Below are 20258 nucleotides of genomic sequence, written 5' to 3'. Positions count from 1 at the left end.
ATGTTGCGCGTTGCACTGTCCCAACTGACTACGCATTACCGGCGCTTCGTGGCGATCGGCCTTGCCGTGATGTTGTCGGTGATGTTCCTCGCTGCCACCCTCATGGTGGGCGCAAGCACCAACGCGTCCTTGGGTGCGAGTATTGGCGAGGCCTACCGTAAAGCGGACCTCGTGGCGACGTCCAAGAACGGCGAACCTTTCACCCAGGCCGCCGTGGACGCTGCTGCTTCTTCGCCCGCTGTGGCTGAGAGCTACGCGGAACGGTCGACGTATGTGACCTTCCAGGCCGGCGGGGGTGAGCAATTCGGCCGGCTCCGGAATGCTGCCCCTGCTTCCTTGGAGGGCGCTGTCCTTTCATCGGGGTCCATGCCCTCGCAGCCTTTGGAAGCGGCCGTGGATGTCAAGACCGCAGAGCACCTGGGTCTTACCGTCGGCAGCACCCTGGAATTGCACGGGGCCGGTCCGGTCAAGAACGCCAAGGTGACCATTACCGGGCTGACGCAGGCCACAAATGACCCCTTCTCTTCTTCGGCAGCCCAACTGCTTGCCTCCGAGTCGGTACTCAACGCGGTGCAAGACGCCGGAGCCGGGTATACGGGCTTGCAGTTCGCACTGAAACCGGGCGAGGACGTGTCCGCGGCGAAGGATTACATCTCCCGCCGAATGGACGCTGCCGGGGTGGTGTCGCCCGTCGTTGAAACGGCCCAGGAGAAGGTCACCTCAACGGTCGCGATGCTCAGCGCCGGGCAGGACCAGTTGACGGTGGTCCTGCTCGCCTTCGCCGGGGTGGCCATCCTCGTTTCAACCTTGGTGGTAGCCAATACGTTCTCTGTGCTGGTGGCCCAACGGACCCGGGAATTGGCCCTGCTGCGTTGTCTGGGCGCCGGGCGTTCCCAGATCCGCGGCTCTGTCATGCTTGAGGCCCTCGTGGTCGGGTTCGTTTCCTCAGTGCTGGGTGTCGTTGCCGCCACTGGCCTGATGTCGGCGCTGATCGCCTGGGCCAAGTCCCAACCGGAGCAGGCTTTCGCGACCTTGGCAGTCCCGCCGTCGGCCATTGTTGCCGGACTGGTGGCAGGCACCTTGTTGACCGTCGTTGCGGCGCTGGTTCCGGCCAAGGCGGCAACCGCCGTCGCGCCTCTTGCCGCCTTGCGTCCCGCCGATGACGCGTCCGTCCGGAACCGGCGTGGCAAGCTCCGGCTCCTCATCGGGCTGCTGGCTTTTCTGGGTGGTGCCGGCCTGCTGGCCTACGGCAGCGTGAACGTGTCGTTGCCCGTTGCCTTGCTGGGTGGTGCCGTGTCGTTCGTGGGCATCCTGCTCTGCTCCTCCCTTTTCATCCCCTCTGTGGTCGCCTTGGCAGGCCGGCTCGCGGCACCGGCCGGCGTGCCCGGCAAGCTTGCCGCCGTCAATGCCACCCGCAACCCGGCGCGTACGTCCGCGACGGCCGCGGCGCTGCTGATTGGCGTGACCTTGGTGTCCCTCATGATGACAGGCGCTGCAACGTCCCGGCAGGCGTTCAACGACACCCTGGCAGAGAACTACCCTGTTGACCTCTCTGCCCCAACGTCCGTGGACGGCACAGCAGACCCTTCCCAGGCGGTGGCCCGGATCAAAACCCTCGACGGCGTCAGCGCGGCGGTCCTGCTGCAGGCCGTGGGAACCTTGAAGGACGCGTCCACCCCCGATGGCGGACAGACCGTGTACGCCCTCCCGGGAGCTGACGCAGGATCGGTAGTGCGGGATGCCAACCTGAAGCCGGCCCCAGGCGTGCTGTACCTGCCCGAAGACTCCGCCGCCGGGCGCGCAAGTATCGGCACGACCTCCGGCGATGTTTCACTCGACGCAAAGGTCCTGCGCACCCGGAACGTCCCTGCCTTCGTCAACGCAAGCAGCATCACCTCAGCGGCGCTCCCGGAGACCCCTGGCATGGTTTGGGTGAAGTTGAACGACTCAGTCCCGGCGGACCGGGTCCAGGCCATCCAGAAGGAGATCGCCTCGGCCCTCGGCGTGCAGGAACGCACTGTCAGCGGCGCAGCGATCGAACGTGTGACGTTCAACAGCATCATCGATGTCCTGCTGCTCGTGGTCACAGGGCTGCTGGGCGTGGCCGTGGTCATTGCCTTGATCGGCGTGGCCAATACCCTGTCGCTCTCGGTTCTTGAACGGACCCGCGAAAACTCGCTGCTCCGTGCCCTGGGGCTGACCAAAGGCCAACTTCGCGGGATGCTGGCCATCGAAGCTGTGCTGGTGGCGGGAGTGTCAGCCCTCCTGGGCGCAGGCATGGGCATTGTCTATGGCTGGCTCGGCGCGCAGGCTACCCTCGGCGGCATGGCGACGGTGGTTCCCGCCGTGCCATGGCTCCAGCTGCTGGCAGTCTTTGGCGTGGCTGTGGTGGCCGGTCTCCTCGCGTCGGTGATTCCGGCCCGTCGAGCCGCGCGTCTGTCGCCGGTGGAAGGACTCGCCACTGCCTGACGCTCCATCACCAACTGGCGCTTAAAGCCGAACGCTCCCGCATTTCCTCCGGTCCTGCCGGGTGGAAATGCGGGAGCGTTCGCTGATGGGGATGGTTCGTGGAAGAGCGCTAGGCTTCGGCGGGTTCCTCGAAGCGCGGGAAGACAGGGGCAGGTGCCGGCAGTTCAGTGCCAGCGACAATCGGTGTGGCGATCGCAGCGAACTGGCGCGCGTCACCTTCCGGCTGCCCGAGGACCTCAAGGAGCTTGGCCGACGACGACGGCATCACGGGTTGGGCGAGGATCGCCACGATTCGGACCACTTCCAACGTGACGTAAAGGACCGTGTTCATCCGTTCCACGTCTGTTTTGCGCAGCACCCAGGGGGCCTGTTCTGCGAAGTAGGCGTTGGTATCACCGAGCACAGCCCAAATGGCCTCAAGGGCGCGGCTGAATTCCTGCTTTTCGAACGCAGAACGCGCGATGTCCAACAGTCCACCGGCCCGGGCCAGCAGGGCGTTGTCCTCGTCTGTGAACGCACCGGGCGTGGGTACCTTGCCTTCGCAGTTCTTTGCCACCATGGACAACGAACGCTGGGCCAGGTTTCCGAAGTTGTTGGCGAGGTCGGAGTTCATCCGGCCCACGATCGCTTCGTGGTTGTAATTGCCGTCAGCGCCGAACGGAACTTCGCGCAGGAAGAAGTAACGGCACTGGTCAAGGCCGTACTGCGCCACGAAATCCTGCGGTGCCACAACGTTGCCCAAGGACTTGGACATCTTGACACCGTTGTTGGTCAGGAAGCCGTGGATCATGACGCGCTTGGGCAATTCAAGCCCTGCGCTCATCAGGAAAGCCGGCCAGTAAATGGCGTGGAACCGCGAAATGTCCTTGCCGATCACGTGGACATCGGCCGGCCAGAACTTCCGGAATTGTTCGGACTCGACGTCGGGGTACCCCACACCCGTGAGGTAGTTGGTCAGGGCGTCCACCCAGACATACATGACGTGCTTCTCGTCGCCCGGGACCGGAACACCCCAGTCGAAGGTGGTGCGGCTGATGGACAGGTCTTCGAGGCCGCGCTTGACGAAGCTGATGACCTCGTTGAAACGGGACTGGGGAGCACCGAACTCCGGCTGCTCGCCGTAGAGCTCCAGGAGCTTGTCCTGGTAGTTGGAGAGCCGGAAGAAGTAGCTCTCCTCAGCCGTCCAGGTCACAAGCGTGTCTGTCTCCTTGGAGTAACGGAGGCCGTCCTCCTTGACCACGGTGTCGTCCTCGACGTAGTACGCCTCGTCGCGGACCGAATACCAGCCCTCGTACTTGGACAGGTAGATGTCGCCGTTGGCTTCCATCTTCTTCCAGATGGCCTGCGATGCGGCGTAGTGGTCCTGGTCTGTGGTGCGGATGAAGCGGTCATGGGAGATGCCCAGGTCCTGGCTCATCTGCTTGAACGCCGCCGAGTTCCGGTCCGCGAGCTGCTTGGCAGTGATGCCTTCCTTCTCCGCGGACTGCTGCATTTTGAGCCCGTGCTCGTCCGTTCCGGTCATGAAGAAGACTTCATGGCCATCAAGCCGCTTGAAGCGCGCCATGGCATCGGTCGCAATGACCTCATAGGCGTGGCCGATGTGCGGCACGCCGTTGGGGTAGCTGATTGCGGTGGTGATGTAGAACGGGGATTTCTCTGGAGACGTCACTCTAAAAAGTTACCTTTATTTCGGATGAAAGAGCTTAGTTAAGTTCGGTCAGCGTATCGCTGAGGCGTACCAACTCGTGGTCGTGGGAAGCCACCATGACAGCGATACCGTCGCTGGTGGTGTCCTTCAGGATTCCGATAATGCGGTTGGCCGCGGCACGGTCGAGGCTGGCTGTGGGCTCGTCCACTACCAGGACCCGGGTGCCCAGGATCAGTGCGCGTGCAATGGCCACGCGCTGGCGCTCACCACCCGAGAGCTGGGCGGGACGGTGCCGCATTCGGCGGCCAAGTCCCACCAGGTCCAAAAGGTCCTTGGCCATTTCCGTGCGCTGTTCCACCTCGCCGTCGGGAACGGCAGGAAGCAGGACGTTCTCCAATGCGCTCATGCCATCGATCAGGGCACCTCCCTGGTCCACGTAACCGATGAGGGCACGACGACGGTCGGCAATTTCGTCGTCGCCCATCGTGTCCAGGGGGACGCCTTCCCAGAAGACCTTGCCCGACGTCGGCAGCGTCAGTCCGGCGCTGACCGTCAGGATGCTGGTCTTGCCGGAACCGCTTCGGCCGGCGATGCAGTGCATCTCACCGGCGTGCAGCGTCAGGTTGAAGTCGTCGACGACGTCGACTTCCTCGGCTCCGCCTTTGTCGCCACCGTAGTGGATGGTGACGCGGCTCAGTTCCAGGGGCGTGGCGTGGTCCGCTGCCCGCACGATCGTGTTGGCGCGGGTCTGCAGCGACTCTTCGGGGGATTCCGGGGTGGCCGCCAGCTCGGGGTTGGGAGTCTCGGTCATTTGACTACTTTCGTTGCGATCGGAATCCAGCAAATAACGGCCAGCAACCCGGCCAGGCCGGCCCAAAGGGCCGCGTAGGGGGCAAGGAGCAGACCCAATCCCAGTGCGCCAAGGACGCCCAAAGGAAGAGCCACGGTGCCCACCAGTGCATTTTCGAAGAAGCGGACCTGTCCCAGCATGTCCGGGTTCCAGCCCATGGCACGCAGTGTGCCCAGGTACTCACGCTTGGCATGGAGCTCAAAGCGGCCGGTGACAAGTGTCAGGAGAAGCCCAACCACCACGCCAAAGACGGCGAGGATCACGCTGGGAGCCGCAATGCTGGCAGCCGCAAGGCCACTCAGCGCGCTGGCGCCTGCCGCACGGGGAATGTCGATCAGCAGGGCGATCAAGGCACCTACTGCGGCACCGAAAACGCCAACGGCGACAGCCAGCGAGATGGAGTTGAACCTGTTGGTGGTGAGCTGCCTGTTGGCGAACGTCAACGGGGAGTCCACGGTGACCAGGCGTTCATCATGCTGCGGTTCCTGGTCAACCACGACGCGGTGGCGCAGCTGCTGGGCGGCCAACAAAGCCGCTCCGATGTAGATGACCAGCATGGTCGCCGAGACGATCACGGTGGCAATGTTCCAGCTGAGGAGACTGAGGACCACTCCGGCAACCGTCAGTGCAGCGGCACCCACGGCGAACTCTTCAAGGACCCAGGACCGGATCCGCTTCTGGGTCCAACCCATGGCCCGCAGGATGCCGGCCTCACTTCTCCGCTGGCGTATGTAGCTCACCGTCGAGGCGCCGGTCAGGAGCGTGGCGCCCAACAGGGTCAGGAACAGGAGGGTGATGTTGGTTCCTGTCAGGGACCCGGAGACTGCATCTGCAGCATCCTGGCGTACCCACGACTGCTGGACGGTGCCCAGGGGCGACTCCTTGCCGGCGTCGTCCTTGCTGTAGCCGGGAACAAAGATATTGGCGTCTTCGCGGGCGGATCCAGCCACCACGGTGGCTTCGAGGCCGAGTTCGCGGATCTGGGTGGCCAGCTTCTCAACCTCGGGCTGAGCTGTCTTCCAGTTGCCCGCGGCGTTGGCACGGACGCGGACGGCGTCGATCACGTTGGCGTTGGAATCGTAACCGCGGGCAGCGGCCAGGCCGTAGTAGTCAGTGATGGCGCCGGCGGACTGGCTGACGAGGCCCGTGGCACTCAAGGAAGGCTTCAGGGCCGTGCTTTGGACGTCCTTGCCGTTGGCGTCCTTGCTCAGTGTCATCGGCGCGGGGTCGTAGCCACCCAAAGGCAGCTTGTTGACGTCACCGGCTGCGGCTTGAACGGCGGCCGGATCAAAGGTGCCGTAAACCATGGGCAAGGGGGCAGCGGGCTTCTTGCCCGTTTCGAGGTCTTCGCGGTACGACCGTTCGTCGACCGGCTTGCGCTGGGTCTGGTCCACAGGCGCACCGAAGGAGGACTTCTCCGGCAAGCGGTTCACAGTGACCCAGTCCCCCGGCGTGGCGCTCTTGTCCGAAGCGCCGTTGGCGGCGTCCTCGCCGTCCTTGTACTTCGGCGCAGCTGCGAAAGCGGTGCTCCACGTGGCCGGGTTGTACAAACCCTGACTGAACGACGCCGTGCTGCCAAGCAGTTGGCTGTGGTCGGTGGAACCGGGCCACTCCAGGGCAAACGGGGACTTGGAAACGAACGGGAGGTAGTCCTTGTCCAAAGAACGGGTGACCGTGCCGACGTCCTTGACGACCTTGCCGCTTGCGTCAATTTCCTCGATCTTGACCGAGTACTGCAGGTCCAAGGAAGTACCCGTGCGCACGATCAGCGGGATCGCCTTGGAGTCGTTCGTCAGCAGGCCATCACGCTTGGCTTGCTGGTACTGCGTCATGAGCGGTGCCCAGTACTTGAGCTTGACGCCCAGGAAATCGGGGCCCTCCTCGAGCTGTTGCATGCTCAGGCCTGTGGTGAAGAGGCTCTCAAAGTGGCGTCCGATGGCTCCCGCGTCGCGGGCGTCCGCCGGGGGCGCCTTTTCAAGCGGCGCCAGGAAGTCGCCCGCTGAGCCCAGCAGGGCCCTTTCGGCAGCAGGATCGACGGCGACGACGGACTCAGTCACCTCAGGCGCCAGGGGAAGCGCGACAGAAAGGTTGAACAGGTTGTGCTCGGACCCGAGGGCCGGAGCCGGGAACTTTACGCCGGTCTCCCCCTCAGGACCGGCGATCCGGACGTTGTTGCCACCGGCTGCCTGCTCCTGCACCAAGCGGCCCTTACCCAAGGTGCCCTCGGCACTGGTCTTGAAAAGAGTCTGCTGGTTGACTCCGTCAGAGCTGGTTGCCGATGCTGTCAGGCGGTACTTCTTCGGTGAATCGGACAACACGGACTCGGCCGCAGGCCACTTGCTTGAATCCATGGCAGAGGGGTCGCCCGCAGTGATAGCGCCGGCAAGGCCGGCGTTATATCCCAGGTAGTCCATGGCATTAAGCCGGGGGGCTTCCAGGTTCTGGGATACGCGCGAGACCAGGCTGATGGGAGCCGCTACGGCCGTCTGGCCCATGCCGCGGATCTTGTCCAGTTGATCAAAGCTGATGCCACCCTGACCATTGGCAATCTCCGGCTGGATCAATGCACCGCCGTCGCCGTTCCGGGACTGATCAGGCTTTGCCTGGACCAGAATGTCGTAGAGTCCCCGCGAGTTCTCGTCCACAGTACGGTTCAGGGCTGCCTGTGACTGGCTCTGAACTAGGACGGACAAACACATGGCGACGATCAAAATGGCCGCGGTCAGCAGCAGCACACGGCTTCTGATGAACCTTTGGACGGCGTTCATTGGGCTCCCTGAGACCTTGATTGCGGGCGCGCACACATGGTCCGGCATTTTGCGAAAAAAGCGGGAAACACCGGGCTGTATGTGCAAAAAGTTTGTGGCCGGCCTGCTGCCGGGTCCGAATCCCGGACCCAGCCATTGTAAGCAGACCGGCCACTCCTGCGTGCCTTAGGGTGTGTCGCAGGCACGCGAACATCAGCTGATACGGATCAGTCCTAGTCCTCCAGGTCCACTTCCCGGACCATGTCTGCACCGATACCGGCCTTGATGGCTTCCAGGACCTGCTGCGGAACGGAGCTGTCGATGGTCAGGAGGGCAAGGACCTGCCCGCCCTCGGTCTGGCGGGCAACCTGCATGCCGCCGATGTTGATGTTATTCATGCCCAGGATGTGCCCAATGGTGCCGATAACGCCCGGGCGGTCGGCATACGCCACTACCACCAGGTGTTCGCTGATGGGAATTTCAACGTCGTATCCGTTGACGCCCACGAGCTTCTCCACCTGCTTGGGGCCCGTCAGGGTTCCGGCAACAGAGATCTGCGACCCATCGCTGAGGGCTCCGCGGATCGTCAGGACATTGCGGTAGTCCTCAGCGTCCGGTGTGGTGATGAGGCGGGTGTTGATGCCGCGCTGCTCCGCGATGACAGGAGCGTTGACGTAGGAAACCTGCTCGGTGACCACATCAGCAAAAACGCCCTTCAGGGCAGCGAGTTCAAGGACCTTGACGTCAAGCGCAGCGATCTCGCCTGCCACTTCAACGTCGATCTGCGTGAGGGAAGCATGGGTCAGGGCTGTGAAAATGCGGCCCAGCTTTTCGATCAGCGGAATGCCCGGACGGACATCCGGTGCAATGACTCCCCCGGCGACGTTCACGGCGTCCGGCACGAGCTCGCCGGCCAGGGCAAGGCGCACGGACTTGGCCACGGAAACGCCGGCCTTTTCCTGTGCCTCATCCGTTGATGCTCCAAGGTGCGGAGTAACCACCACGTTGTCGAGCTCGAAGAACGGCAGGTCGGTGCTCGGCTCCTTGACGAAGACGTCCACGCCGGCACCAGCGATCTGGCCTTCCTTCAGTGCGGTGTAGAGGGCTTCCTCATCCACCAAGCCACCGCGGGCAACGTTGATGACGTATGCCGATTCCTTCATCTTCGCGAACGCATCCGCTCCCAGCATCCCCACCGTCTCGGGTGTCTTGGGCATGTGGATGGTGATGAAGTCGGCGTTTTCCAAAAGTTCATCCAGGGTGACCAGCTTGACGCCGAGCTGGGCTGCGCGCGCCGAGGTGATGTAGGGGTCGTACGCGAGGATCTCGGTCTCGAAGCCCTGAAGACGTGCCGCGACCAAGGCACCAATACGTCCGAGGCCAATGATGCCGATCTTCTTCTCGAAGAGTTCGATCCCGGTGTACTTGGAACGCTTCCACTCGCCGTTCTTCAACGCCGCGCTGGCCTGCGGAATGTGGCGGGCCAGGCTGAGGATGTGGCCCACAGTAAGCTCAGCGGCCGAGACGATGTTCGACGTCGGGGCATTAACCACCATGACGCCGGCCTGTGTTGCGGACTTGATGTCCACGTTATCCAGTCCAACGCCGGCACGGGCGATGATCTTGAGGTTCTTGGCAGCGGCGATCGCTTCGGCATCCACCTGGGTGGCCGAGCGAACCAGGATGGCGTCGACGTCGGCGATTGCGGACAGCAGCTGGGAACGGTCGGCGCCGTCGGTCTGGCGGATTTCAAAGTCCGGGCCCAATGCCTCGACGGTGGCGGGCGAAAGTTCCTCGGCGAGGAGGACGACGGGTTTGCTGGCTGACACGGGGTGGCACCTTACTTTGGACAACTTTGGGACAGAACTGGACAAGGAGCGGATGCGTGGCCCGGGCACGGCACCGGGACCAGCCCAGAATATCGAATCCGGGCTCTGTTTCCGGTGCCGGGGAGGGATGTTACGGCCGGCCGGACCGTTGCTGTGAAGAAGTTCACAGCCAAGGCTGCTGAGTATCTGGAAGGAAAAAGTGTGAGGAAACAACGACGCCCGCCCGGTTGTGTAGGCCGGACGGGCGTCTGCTGCAGTTCTTGGGCCCTAGGGTCCAATCAACCGGAAATCAGCGGGCTGCGGAACCTTCGACGTAGTCGGCGTCCTGCTGCTGCCAGGAGAAGAGCGAACGCAGTTCACGTCCAACTTCCTCGATCGGGTGCTGCTCGGCCTTGGCACGCAGTTCCTTGAACTCGACACCGCCGTTGTCCTGGTCATCGATGAAGCGCTTGGCGAAAGCGCCGCTCTGGATGTCGGCGAGGACAGCCTTCATGTTTTCCTTCACCTCTGGGGTGATGACGCGCGGGCCGGAGACGTAGTCGCCGTACTCAGCGGTGTCGGAAACGCTCCAGCGCTGCTTGGCGATGCCGCCTTCCCACATGAGGTCCACGATGAGCTTGAGCTCGTGAAGTACCTCGAAGTAGGCGATCTGCGGCTGGTAGCCGGCTTCGGTCAGGGTTTCGAAGCCGTACTGGACGAGCTGGGAAACACCACCGCAAAGAACGGACTGCTCACCGAACAGGTCGGTTTCGGTTTCTTCGGTGAAGGTGGTCTTGATGACGCCGGCGCGGGTGCCGCCGATGGCCTTGGCGTAGGACTTGGCCAAGTCCCAAGCGGCACCTGAAGCGTCCTGCTCGACAGCGATGATGTCCGGGATACCGCGGCCGGCTTCGAATTCGCGGCGGACGGTGTGGCCCGGAGCCTTCGGGGCGATCAGGATGACGTCGACGCCGGCAGGAGCCTCAATGTAGCCGAAGCGGATGTTGAAACCGTGTGCGAAGGCAAGCGCCTTGCCTTCGGTCAGCTTGTCCTTGATGGAGTCGTTGAAGATCGAACGCTGGTGCTGGTCCGGAGCCAGGATCATGATGACGTCTGCCCATTCGGCGGCGTCGGCAACGTTCTTGACCGTGAAGCCGGCGTCCTCTGCCTTGGCGGCCGACTTTGAGCCGTCCTTGAGTGCGATGACTACCTCGACGCCGGAATCGCGCAGGTTGAGGGCGTGGGCGTGGCCCTGGGAACCGTAGCCGACGATGGCTACCTTGCGGCCCTGGATGATCGACAGGTCTGCGTCGTCGTCGTAGAACATTTCAGTCACTTGCGTAACTCCTCTTGAGTGGTTTCTTGGATATTGATGGTGGTGCTGCGGTACTGGGCGCGTGCTCACGCGGAGCGGAGCGCCCTGTCACTCATGGAGCGGGATCCCCGTCCAACGGCCAAGGTGCCGGACTGCACTATTTCACGGATGCCGAACGGCTCCAGCACTGAAAGCAGCGCTGCGAGCTTCTCGGGGGTACCGGTTGCCTCAATCACCAACGAGTCTGTGGACACGTCGACGACGGCGGCACGGAACAGGTCTGCAGCCTGGGTAACCTGCAGACGTGTCGCGGCATCCGCACGTACCTTAACCAGGATGTGGTCGCGTTGTACGGAAGATTCAGAAGTGAGCTCCACAATCTTGATCACGTTGACCAACTTGTTGAGCTGCTTGGTGACCTGCTCGATCAGGTCGCCGTCGGCGTCGACGACGACAGTCATGCGGGACATGCCGGGAACCTCAGTGGGTCCCACAGCAAGGGAGTTGATGTTGAACGCGCGCCGGGCGAACAGGCTGGCCACGCGGGTCAGCACGCCGGGCTTGTCTTCTACCAGAACCGACAGTGTGTGGCGGGTCATGCCTAGTCCTCCTCTTCCCATTCGGGGGTCATGTTGCGGGCAACCTGGATCTGGTCATTGCTGACCCCCGAGGGCACCATGGGCCAGACCATCGAGTTGGGGCTGACGACGAAATCGATCACCACTGGGCGGTCATTGATTTCGAGGGCCTTCTGGATGGTGGCGTCGATGTCCTCGTCACGCTCACAGCGCAGGGCTGCGCAGCCGTAAGCGTCGGCCAGCTTGACGAAGTCCGGAATCCGGATGGTGTCGTGGCCTGTGTTCAGGTCCGTGTTTGAGTAGCGGCCTTCGTAGAACAGTGTCTGCCATTGGCGGACCATGCCCAGCGAGGAGTTGTTGATAATGGCGACCTTGATGGGGATGTTGTTGATGGCGCAGGTGGCCAGTTCCTGATTGGTCATCTGGAAGCAGCCGTCACCGTCGATGGCCCAGACCACGCGGTCAGGCTCACCAACCTTGGCGCCCATCGCAGCCGGAACCGAGTATCCCATGGTTCCTGCACCGCCGGAATTCAGCCAGGCGTGGGGGCGCTCATACTTGATGAACTGTGCCGCCCACATCTGGTGCTGGCCGACGCCTGCGACGTAGATGCCGTCCGGACCGGTGAGCTCGCCAATGCGCTTGATCACGCGCTGGGGTGCAGTCAGGCCGTCCTCGGGCTCGGTCCAGCCCAGCGGGTAAGTGTCCCGGAGGTTGCCCAGGAAAGCCCACCAGGAATCCAGGTCGGGGGTTCCGCTCAGCTCGAACTGCGTCTTCACGGCCTCGGTCAGTTCCGGAATGATCTCCTTGACCGATCCCACAATCGGCACGTCGGCGGTGCGGTTCTTGGAGATTTCCGCAGGGTCGATGTCGGCGTGGATGACCTTGGCGAACGGCGCGAACGTCTTCAGCACGCCGGTCACCCGGTCATCAAACCTGGCACCGAGCGTGATCAGCAGATCGGCCTGCTGGAGCGCGGTAACCGCGGACACGGATCCGTGCATGCCTGGCATGCCCACGTGCTGCGGGTGCGAGTCCGGGAATGCACCGCGTGCCATGAGAGTGGTGACGACGGGAGCGCCAGTTGCCAGGGCAAGCTCCATGAGCTCCGCCGAGGCGTGGCCCTTGACGACGCCGCCACCGACGTAGAGGACAGGCTTGCGTGCTGCGGCGATCAGCTTGGCAGCTTCGCGAACCTGCTTGTTGTGTCCGCGGACCACCGGACGGTAGCCCGGCAGGTCCACCTTCGGCGGCCAGGAGAACGTCATCTGGCCAACTTGGGCGTCCTTGGCGATGTCCACCAGCACAGGGCCGGGACGGCCCGTGGAAGCGAGGTGGAACGCCTCGGCCATGACATGGGGAATGTCGTTGGGGTCGGTGACCAGGAACGAGTGTTTGGTAATGGGCATCGTGATGCCCACGATGTCCGCTTCCTGGAAGGCATCGGTGCCGATGACTCCACTGGAGACCTGGCCGGTGATGGCCACCATCGGCACGGAGTCCATGTGGGCATCCATGATGGCGGTAACGAGGTTGGTGGCGCCCGGGCCTGAGGTGGCGATGCAAACGCCAACCCGTCCGGTAACCATGGCGTAGCCTTGCGCGGCGTGGCCGGCTCCCTGTTCGTGACGGACCAGGATGTGGTTCATGCTGGAGGCCATCAAGGGGTCATAGGTGGGCAGGATCGCGCCACCGGGCAAACCGAAAATATCATCCACGCCGAGTTCTTCGAGCGAACGGACAATTGCTTGCGAGCCGGTCATCACCGTTGGGGGTACAACGTTGTTCGGCCCAAGTACAGGAGAGAGAGGTGCAGCAGCGTCGACGACGACGGCCTCAGCCGTGCGGTCGACCTTTTCCGGAGCTTTGTGGGCTCCAGCGGACTTTGCAGCCATCAGCGAGGGGCTGATCGGCGATCCTTTGCTCATCGGACTCTTCCTTAGTGGATCTTCATTGGTGGGACTTGGGAATAAAAAAACCCCTCAGCCTTCCGGCTCTTCGAGGGGTTTGCGCGTGACGGTTCGTTACCAGTCGGGCTATGCCACGCGCTTGGTAAGGACGACGACGCCGACGGTAACGAATGTGATCATGCGTTCAGTGTTCCCTCTTAGGGAGATACGTGTCAATTGACGACTATCGTATCTCACTATTTGGACAGCGATGTCCGCCTGCCGGACTCCGACTGTCTCAAAACAATCGGAGCCCCCGGCAGGATTCAGCCGCAGTAGGCCCCAGTGGAGGCACTGTGGACCAGCTTGGCGTACTTGGCGAGGACACCCTTGGTGAACTTGGCCGGCATGGGCTCCCAGCCGACCTTGCGGGCTTCGAGCTCGGCTTCGTCGACCAAAAGGTCGAAGGAACGGGCCGCGATATCGACCCGGATCCTGTCCCCGTCACGGACAAAGGCGATGGGACCGCCGTCGACCGCTTCCGGTGCGACATGGCCGATGCACAGGCCGGTGGTACCGCCCGAGAAGCGACCATCGGTGAGCAGCAGGACATCCTTGCCCAAGCCGGCGCCCTTGATGGCTCCCGTAATGGCCAGCATCTCGCGCATGCCCGGACCACCCTTGGGACCCTCGTAACGGATGACCACAACGTCGCCCTTGTTGATTTCGCCGTTGTCCAAGGCATTCAAGGCACCCTGTTCGCGCTCGAACACGCGGGCCGTGCCTTCAAAGACATCCGCGTCGAAGCCTGCGCTTTTCACGACGGCACCTTCCGGGGCCATCGAACCGTGGAGGATGGTGATGCCACCGGTCTTGTGGATCGGGTTGTCCAGGGCGCGGAGGATCTTGCCGTCGAGGTCCGGGGGGTTGATCGAGGCGAGGTTTTCGGCCAGCGTCTTGCCCGTGACCGTGAGGCAGTCACCGTGCAGCAGCCCGGCGTCGAGCAGTGCCTTCATGATGACCGGCACGCCACCGATCTTGTCCACATCGGTCATCACGTAGCGGCCGAAGGGCTTGAGGTCACCCAGGTGCGGGATTTTGTCGCCGATGCGGTTGAAATCGTCCAGTGTCAGCTCGACCTCGGCCTCGCGGGCGATGGCCAGCAGGTGCAACACCGCGTTGGTGGAACCGCCAAAGGCCATGGTCACCGCAATCGCATTTTCGAAGGCCTTCTTGGTCATGATGTCGCGGGCGGTAATGCCCAGGCGCAACAGGTTGACCACAGCCTCGCCTGATTTACGGGCAAAGTCGTCACGACGGCGGTCTGCCGAGGGCGGCGCTGCGGAACCCGGGAGTGACATGCCGAGGGCTTCGCCGATGCAAGCCATGGTGTTGGCTGTGTACATGCCGCCACACGCACCCTCGCCGGGACAGATGGCCTTTTCGATGCGGGTGAGGTCTTCCATGCTCATCTTGCCGGCCGCGCAGGCACCCACCGCTTCGAAAGCATCGATGAGGGTGACCTCCTTTTCGGAGCCGTCCTCCAGCTTCACCCAGCCGGGCATGATGGACCCGGCGTAAAGGAAGACCGAGGCGAGGTCCAGGCGGGCGGCAGCCATGAGCATTCCCGGAAGGGACTTGTCGCAGCCGGCCAGCAGCACGGAGCCGTCAATGCGCTCGGCCTGCATGACGGTCTCCACGGAGTCGGCAATGACTTCGCGGGAGACGAGGGAGAAGTGCATGCCTTCATGCCCCATCGAAATGCCGTCGGAAACGGAGATGGTGCCGAACTGCATGGGGAATCCGCCACCTGCGTGGACGCCTTCCTTGGCGCCCTGCGCCAGGCGGTTCAGCGAGAGGTTGCAGGGGGTGATTTCGTTCCAGGAACTGGCGACACCAATTTGCGGTTTGGCGAAGTCGTCGTCGCCCATGCCGACCGCGCGGAACATGCCGCGGGCGGGCGCCGCATGGATGCCGTCGGTGACGACCCTGCTACGGGGCTTGATGTCCGGAGTGCTGTCTGTCGCGTTGTGGGTGGTGTCACTCATGGAGCAAAGTCTATGTGCACCCGGTGCCGCAGCACGCCGTTCGCTCCCGGGTTAAGCGCCACCGTCCAATTGTTGCGGACGTCCGCCGTCAGGCCCCACCCGCTCCCGGGGCGACGGGACCGGACCCGTCGAGTTCCCTGGCAAGAGCGGCCGCTTCACTTTCGAGCATGTCGAGGACGCCCCTGATGGTGGTGCGGGCAGCAACTTCCTGGCGCGCCAACGCCACAATGCTCCTGCTCGCCTTAACATCCGCGAGCGGGCGGAGCACCAGGCCCCTACGGGCGCTCGCCCTGGCCGTGTACCGCGGCAGCAGGCAGATTCCGTGGCCTGCGCCCACCAACGCCTCCAACACCCGAAGGTCAGGATAGCGTTGACCCCTTTGGGCAGGTCGCCCCGCATGCAGCTCGATCTGGCGAAGGACCGTATCGAAGGGAAATCCTTCAGGTACGCCTATCCAGGGAAAATCGATGACGTCTTCCGGGCGCAGTTCGTTCCGGGCAGCCAAGGGATGCCCGGCAGGCATGGCCACATCCAAGGCCTCTTCCAGGAGCGGCACTACCGTGAGCCCGCTCCGGGCAAACACGTCCGGCCCATCCACGCTGTGGGCAAGCACAATATCGTAGTCAGCCACCAAGGGGGCGAAGTGGGCCGTCCCGGGGTCCTCGAAGTGCGCATCGAAAGCCAGCCCTTCCACCGCCGCCACACGGTGAAGCACACCAGGCAGCAGCATCTCGGCAGCACTGGGGAAGAAGGCAACGGACACCCGCGCCTGCCAGCCCTTCCTGTAACTGTCCACGGTGGACTCCGCCCTGGCCATGGCCGTGGCTATATCAGCGGCAGCGGCAGCCATGGCTTGTCCCGCTTCGGTCAGTTGCACACCGCGCCCGACTTTCTCCACCAGGACAACCCCGATTTCGGCCTGCAATGTCTTCAACTGCTGCGAGACCGCCGAAGCCGTGACATTCATGGCGTCCGCAGTGGCGCCAACACTTTGCCGGTCCGCCAATTCACGCAAAATCTGCAGCCTTTTGAAGTCCATGCAGCCAGACTAGGCGACCTGCGGAAATTCGGAGACCGTGAACATAAAAGCCATAACCACTAAGCAGACTGACAAATTTGGGTAAACCAGCAGGTCAAACGCTGGACAGCCCAGAGGCGGACACGTAACGTCGGAAATACCACGAGCTGCACCCCTGTGAGCAGAAGGGCACCCGCCATGGATTGGTTAATTTGGGTCATTGTCATTGTTTTGGTCGTCGCGATTATTTGGTGGCTCATGAGCCGCAACAAGGCGCCGGATTCAACCCCCACCCGGACCGGGGCAACAACAGCCCCAGCGGCCATGGAGCCGGGAAACCGGGGGGCCATCCCCGATACCACAGCAGCAGCCGCGGGCGTGGCAGGTTTGGCAGGCGTAACGAACCTGGGCACCACAGCTGCCGAGGGCAGCGGGCCTACCCGCGAGGAACCTACGGCCGAGGAACCTGACATCATGGCGGAACCTGAGGTCATGGCGGAACCTGAGGTGGCCGAGGAAGCTGTGGTCATCGAGGATTCGTCCTCCGCCGGTTCGTCGGACATCCAGCAGGACCAGACTCCCGGCCTCACGGTGGAGGAGCCGGTTGTTGCCGCGCCTGTTGTGGATGAGCCCACGGTGAGCGAACCGAGGGTGGACATCGAACCGGTGGTGGATACGGACGTTCAAGTGGATACGGACGCCGTAGTTGATACAGACGCAGCGGTGAATACGGACCCGGCAGTCGATCCTTCCGTGGCCGGCGGCAGCCACGCCGACAAAGAAGCCGACAACGCCGAGTGGGAATCATCGTGGACGGATGAGAGCGGGGCGCCCGTGCATCACCACGAATACACGGACTCCCACTCCCCCACCCTGCCGGGCGCCGAAAGTGCAGCAGCCGAAGAAGCGGTTCCTTCAGGGCACCTGGCAGTTGAGCATCCCTACGGTACGGGTTCCTCGAGCTCGCCGAACGACGGCTACCCCGTGAAGGCGAGCGCTTCTGCCATGACCTATCACGATGAAGATACGGCTGGCTACGAAGACGTTGCCGCGGATGTCTGGTTCGAATCCGCGGCACATGCAGAAGCGGCAGGCTTCCGGCCTCCCCGGCGAAGCCGGCAATAGCGGGCGCTCCCGGCCTTGTTCCGGCGGCAGCGGGCAGGACAGGACCGTCCACCAGCAGGCGGGCGGGCGGGACTGGCGTGTGCCATCGCCACGGTCCTTGTCCTGACCGCCTGCACCGGCAACCCGTCGTCGCCCGGTTCGGCTGCGACTCCCGGTGGCAGCGGCGGCCCGGTGTCGCACGAAGCTCCAAGGGGCCTCCGGGTGGAGCAAAAGCTCGACGTCGGGTTGCAGCTGCCGTGGTCGGTCATCCTCCTGCCGGACGGCACAGCTCTGGTCTCCGAACGCGATTCGGGCATGATCAAGAGCATCCGCCAAGGCAAAGCAGCCACCATTGGCCAGTTACCGGGCGTGGTCCCCGGCGGGGAGGGCGGACTTCTGGGCCTTGCGTTGTCCCCGACGTTCGCATCCGATCACTGGCTGTACGCCTACCTGACAGCCGCCAGCGACAACCGGATTGTCCGGGTCCGGCTCAACATCGATGCGGACGGCAGCCTGGCCCTGGGCGAAACAGAGGTGATTTTCTCCGGGATCCCCAAGGCATCCACACATAACGGCGGCCGTATCCGGTTCGGCCCGGACGGGCTCCTGTACGTGGGCACCGGTGACTCCCAGCGACGTGACCAGCCACAGGATCCCAGCACCCTCGGGGGAAAGATCCTTCGCCTGACACCGGATGGCCGGCCGGCACACGGAAACCCTTTCGGCGATGACAACCCCGTCTACAGCTACGGACACAGAAACGTCCAGGGCCTGGCGTGGGACAGCGGAGGGCGGCTCTGGGCCAGCGAGTTTGGGCCCGATGTGGACGACGAGCTAAACCTGATTACCCCTGGCGGCAACTACGGGTGGCCGACAGTAACCGGAGCACCAGGACGGAAAGGCTTCATCGACGCCAAGGTGGTCTGGCCGTCAACGTCGGATGCCTCACCCAGCGGGTTGGAGATACTGGACGACGTCGCGTACACGGGCGCACTCCGCGGGCAGCGGTTATGGGCCATTCCCCTCGAAGGCGAAGCGACGGGCGCGCCTGTGGCCTATTTCACAGGCGAATACGGGCGCTTGAGGGACGTCGCCGGCGCTCCGGATGGGACATTGTGGGTCATCAGCAACAACAAGAACCCCGATTTTGCGCTGATTTTGAGGCCTTGACCCCGGGACAAACCTCCACGTGGGCCTCGATTTCACACTGACGGGCAAGTCGTGTAGAGTTACTTGTCGTTGCGGAGATCGCCGGGGAAAACAAAGCCCAGTGCGATCGAAGACAACAGATGCACCTCTAGCTCAACTGGCAGAGCAATTGACTCTTAATCAATGGGTTCCGGGTTCGAGTCCCGGGGGGTGCACCATTGGAAAAGGCCTTGGAGATCAAAGATCTCCAAGGCCTTTTCTTTTTAAGTATTGCGGTAAGAATAGCCATCCCCAAAGTGGGACAGGCCACCAGGCCGATGGTCATTAGCGCTCAAAAAGTAGTGTAGAGTTATTTGTCGTTGCGGAGGTCAACGAGGAATGCGAATTCTTCGAATTGATCTTTGTAATTGCTGCACCTCTAGCTCAACTGGCAGAGCAATTGACTCTTAATCAATGGGTTCCGGGTTCGAGTCCCGGGGGGTGCACCACAAGGAAAGGCTCCGGATCGTTATGACGATCCGGAGCCTTTCTGTTTCCCGCACAGGCTGAACCCGGCGGGGGGCGTGTTGTTACAAGGGGCCGTACGGGCTCAGCCTTGGGACGGCTCGGCGTCGTCGTCATGGACCTGCTGCTCAGGCGCCGGGATACCGGCAAGTCCCCGGACCACAATCCTGAGTTCTTCACGCAACCTGGCGGTGTCCACTGCCACGGGCGACAGGACATCCTGTTCAAGCTTCACGGCTTCCGCAAGGGCTGCCGTGCCGGCCTCCGTCAGTGTCACCACGTGGCTCCTGCGGTCGGAGTCACTGCGGTGGCGCGTGACGTGACCGTGCAGCTCGAGCCTCGCGAGGGTAGTTCCCATGGTCTGGGCCTTAACCCTTGCAACCTCGGCAAGTGCGGCCTGGGTTATGGCGCCCTTGGCGGCAAGCACCTGCATGGCAATGACGCCGGCGTGGGTAAGGCCGATGGACTTCAATTTTTCGTTCCACGAGATTTCCACCAGGCGCGCAGCCGTTGAAAGCAATCGGGTAGTGGGCCATCTCTCCATATCTGGCATGCCGACAGTATATGCGCGCAAGAGCCCAGGACGTGCCTTTTCCCCACTAAACTGGTAAATCGCGATCGTTAGCAAGGAGATTATTGTGGCTGAACGACTTATGCCGGGCGACACCGCACCGGACTTCACCCTTCAGGACCAAACCGGCAATAACGTGGGATTGTCGGACTTCCGTGGGCGAAAGACCATCGTCTATTTCTACCCGGCGGCCTCCACGCCCGGGTGCACCAAGGAGGCCTGTGATTTCCGCGACACGCTGGCTTCACTGCAGGCCGCCGGCTACGGGGTTGTTGGCATCTCCCCCGACACGGTCAAGGACCTGGCCACGTTCGCTGAAGCGGAGGCCCTGACATTTCCGCTGCTCTCGGATGCTGACCACGCGGTGGCAGATGCGTACGCTGCCTGGGGAGAGAAGAAGAACTATGGCAAGACTTACATGGGGCTGATCCGTTCCACCGTCGTGGTCGACGAGGACGGAAAAGTGTCGCTGGCGCAGTACAACGTACGGGCCACAGGGCATGTTGCCAAGCTCCGGCGCGATCTGAAGCTGGATAAGTAGCGGGTACACTGGAGGCCGG

Annotated in this window: 14 protein-coding genes and 2 tRNA genes; 6 read left to right on the top strand and 10 right to left on the bottom strand. The window is 63.0% G+C overall.

Annotation, left to right across the window (positions count from 1 at the left end):
* Window positions 1–2469, top strand: a complete 2469-nt coding sequence (locus ABHM97_RS09230) for an ABC transporter permease (RefSeq protein ID WP_349470395.1) — start codon at window positions 1–3, stop codon at window positions 2467–2469.
* A gap of 109 nt (window positions 2470–2578) precedes the next feature.
* On the opposite strand, the gene metG is transcribed toward ABHM97_RS09230, so the two are convergent.
* The 9 genes from metG to ABHM97_RS09185 form a co-directional block, all read right to left on the bottom strand.
* Window positions 2579–4138 (bottom strand): methionine--tRNA ligase, encoded by a 1560-nt coding sequence (metG, locus tag ABHM97_RS09225; RefSeq protein WP_235521536.1) that lies wholly within the window; start codon window positions 4136–4138, stop codon window positions 2579–2581.
* Window positions 4139–4172: 34 nt separating this feature from the next.
* The gene (locus tag ABHM97_RS09220) at window positions 4173–4928 is read right to left on the bottom strand and encodes an ABC transporter ATP-binding protein (RefSeq protein WP_235521537.1); all 756 of its coding nucleotides are present in this window, start codon (window positions 4926–4928) and stop codon (window positions 4173–4175) included.
* Complete coding sequence (locus ABHM97_RS09215) at window positions 4925–7735, bottom strand: ABC transporter permease (protein ID WP_349470394.1); 2811 nt, start codon at window positions 7733–7735, stop codon at window positions 4925–4927. Before ABHM97_RS09215 ends, ABHM97_RS09220 begins: the two co-directional genes overlap by 4 nt.
* 212 nt (window positions 7736–7947) lie before the next feature.
* Window positions 7948–9543: a phosphoglycerate dehydrogenase gene (gene serA, locus ABHM97_RS09210; protein ID WP_235521539.1), complete on the bottom strand. Its 1596-nt coding sequence runs from the start codon at window positions 9541–9543 to the stop codon at window positions 7948–7950.
* A gap of 289 nt (window positions 9544–9832) precedes the next feature.
* Complete coding sequence (gene ilvC / locus ABHM97_RS09205) at window positions 9833–10858, bottom strand: ketol-acid reductoisomerase (protein WP_235521540.1); 1026 nt, start codon at window positions 10856–10858, stop codon at window positions 9833–9835.
* 65 nt (window positions 10859–10923) lie between these two features.
* Entirely contained in the window at window positions 10924–11436 is a 513-nt protein-coding gene (ilvN, locus tag ABHM97_RS09200; RefSeq protein ID WP_021470923.1) for an acetolactate synthase small subunit, read from the bottom strand.
* A gap of 2 nt (window positions 11437–11438) precedes the next feature.
* On the bottom strand, window positions 11439–13343 hold the full coding sequence (locus ABHM97_RS09195) for an acetolactate synthase large subunit (RefSeq protein ID WP_235521541.1): 1905 nt from the start codon (window positions 13341–13343) through the stop codon (window positions 11439–11441).
* A 287-nt stretch (window positions 13344–13630) separates the two neighbouring features.
* Window positions 13631–15352, bottom strand: coding sequence for a dihydroxy-acid dehydratase (gene ilvD / locus ABHM97_RS09190; protein ID WP_235521542.1), 1722 nt, complete (start codon window positions 15350–15352; stop codon window positions 13631–13633).
* An 88-nt stretch (window positions 15353–15440) separates the two neighbouring features.
* Entirely contained in the window at window positions 15441–16391 is a 951-nt protein-coding gene (locus ABHM97_RS09185) for a LysR family transcriptional regulator (RefSeq protein ID WP_349470393.1), read from the bottom strand.
* A 177-nt stretch (window positions 16392–16568) separates the two neighbouring features.
* Here ABHM97_RS09185 and ABHM97_RS09180 point away from each other — a divergent pair, with 177 nt between their 5' ends.
* The 4 genes from ABHM97_RS09180 to ABHM97_RS09165 all read left to right on the top strand — a co-directional run bounded on the left by ABHM97_RS09180 (window position 16569) and on the right by ABHM97_RS09165 (window position 19111).
* A complete protein-coding gene (locus tag ABHM97_RS09180; protein WP_349470392.1) occupies window positions 16569–17495 on the top strand; it encodes a sunset domain-containing protein in 927 nt (308 codons plus the stop codon).
* Window positions 17496–17510: 15 nt separating this feature from the next.
* Window positions 17511–18644, top strand: coding sequence for a PQQ-dependent sugar dehydrogenase (locus tag ABHM97_RS09175; protein WP_349470391.1), 1134 nt, complete (start codon window positions 17511–17513; stop codon window positions 18642–18644).
* 121 nt (window positions 18645–18765) lie between these two features.
* Window positions 18766–18841: transfer RNA gene (locus ABHM97_RS09170), tRNA-Lys, on the top strand.
* Window positions 18842–19035: 194 nt separating this feature from the next.
* Window positions 19036–19111: transfer RNA gene (locus ABHM97_RS09165), tRNA-Lys, on the top strand.
* 101 nt (window positions 19112–19212) lie between these two features.
* Here the strand turns inward: ABHM97_RS09165 and ABHM97_RS09160 are convergent.
* Complete coding sequence (locus tag ABHM97_RS09160) at window positions 19213–19680, bottom strand: MarR family winged helix-turn-helix transcriptional regulator (RefSeq protein ID WP_235521546.1); 468 nt, start codon at window positions 19678–19680, stop codon at window positions 19213–19215.
* An 85-nt stretch (window positions 19681–19765) separates the two neighbouring features.
* Here ABHM97_RS09160 and bcp point away from each other — a divergent pair, with 85 nt between their 5' ends.
* Window positions 19766–20239 (top strand): thioredoxin-dependent thiol peroxidase, encoded by a 474-nt coding sequence (bcp, locus tag ABHM97_RS09155; RefSeq protein WP_235521547.1) that lies wholly within the window; start codon window positions 19766–19768, stop codon window positions 20237–20239.
* The last annotated feature ends 19 nt before the right edge of the window (window positions 20240–20258 follow it).

Source organism: Paenarthrobacter sp. CAP02 (assembly GCF_040137855.1).
Lineage (GTDB): Bacteria > Actinomycetota > Actinomycetes > Actinomycetales > Micrococcaceae > Arthrobacter.
The sequence above is the reverse complement of the archived record's forward strand: the minus strand, read 5'-3'. Positions and strand labels throughout refer to the sequence as shown.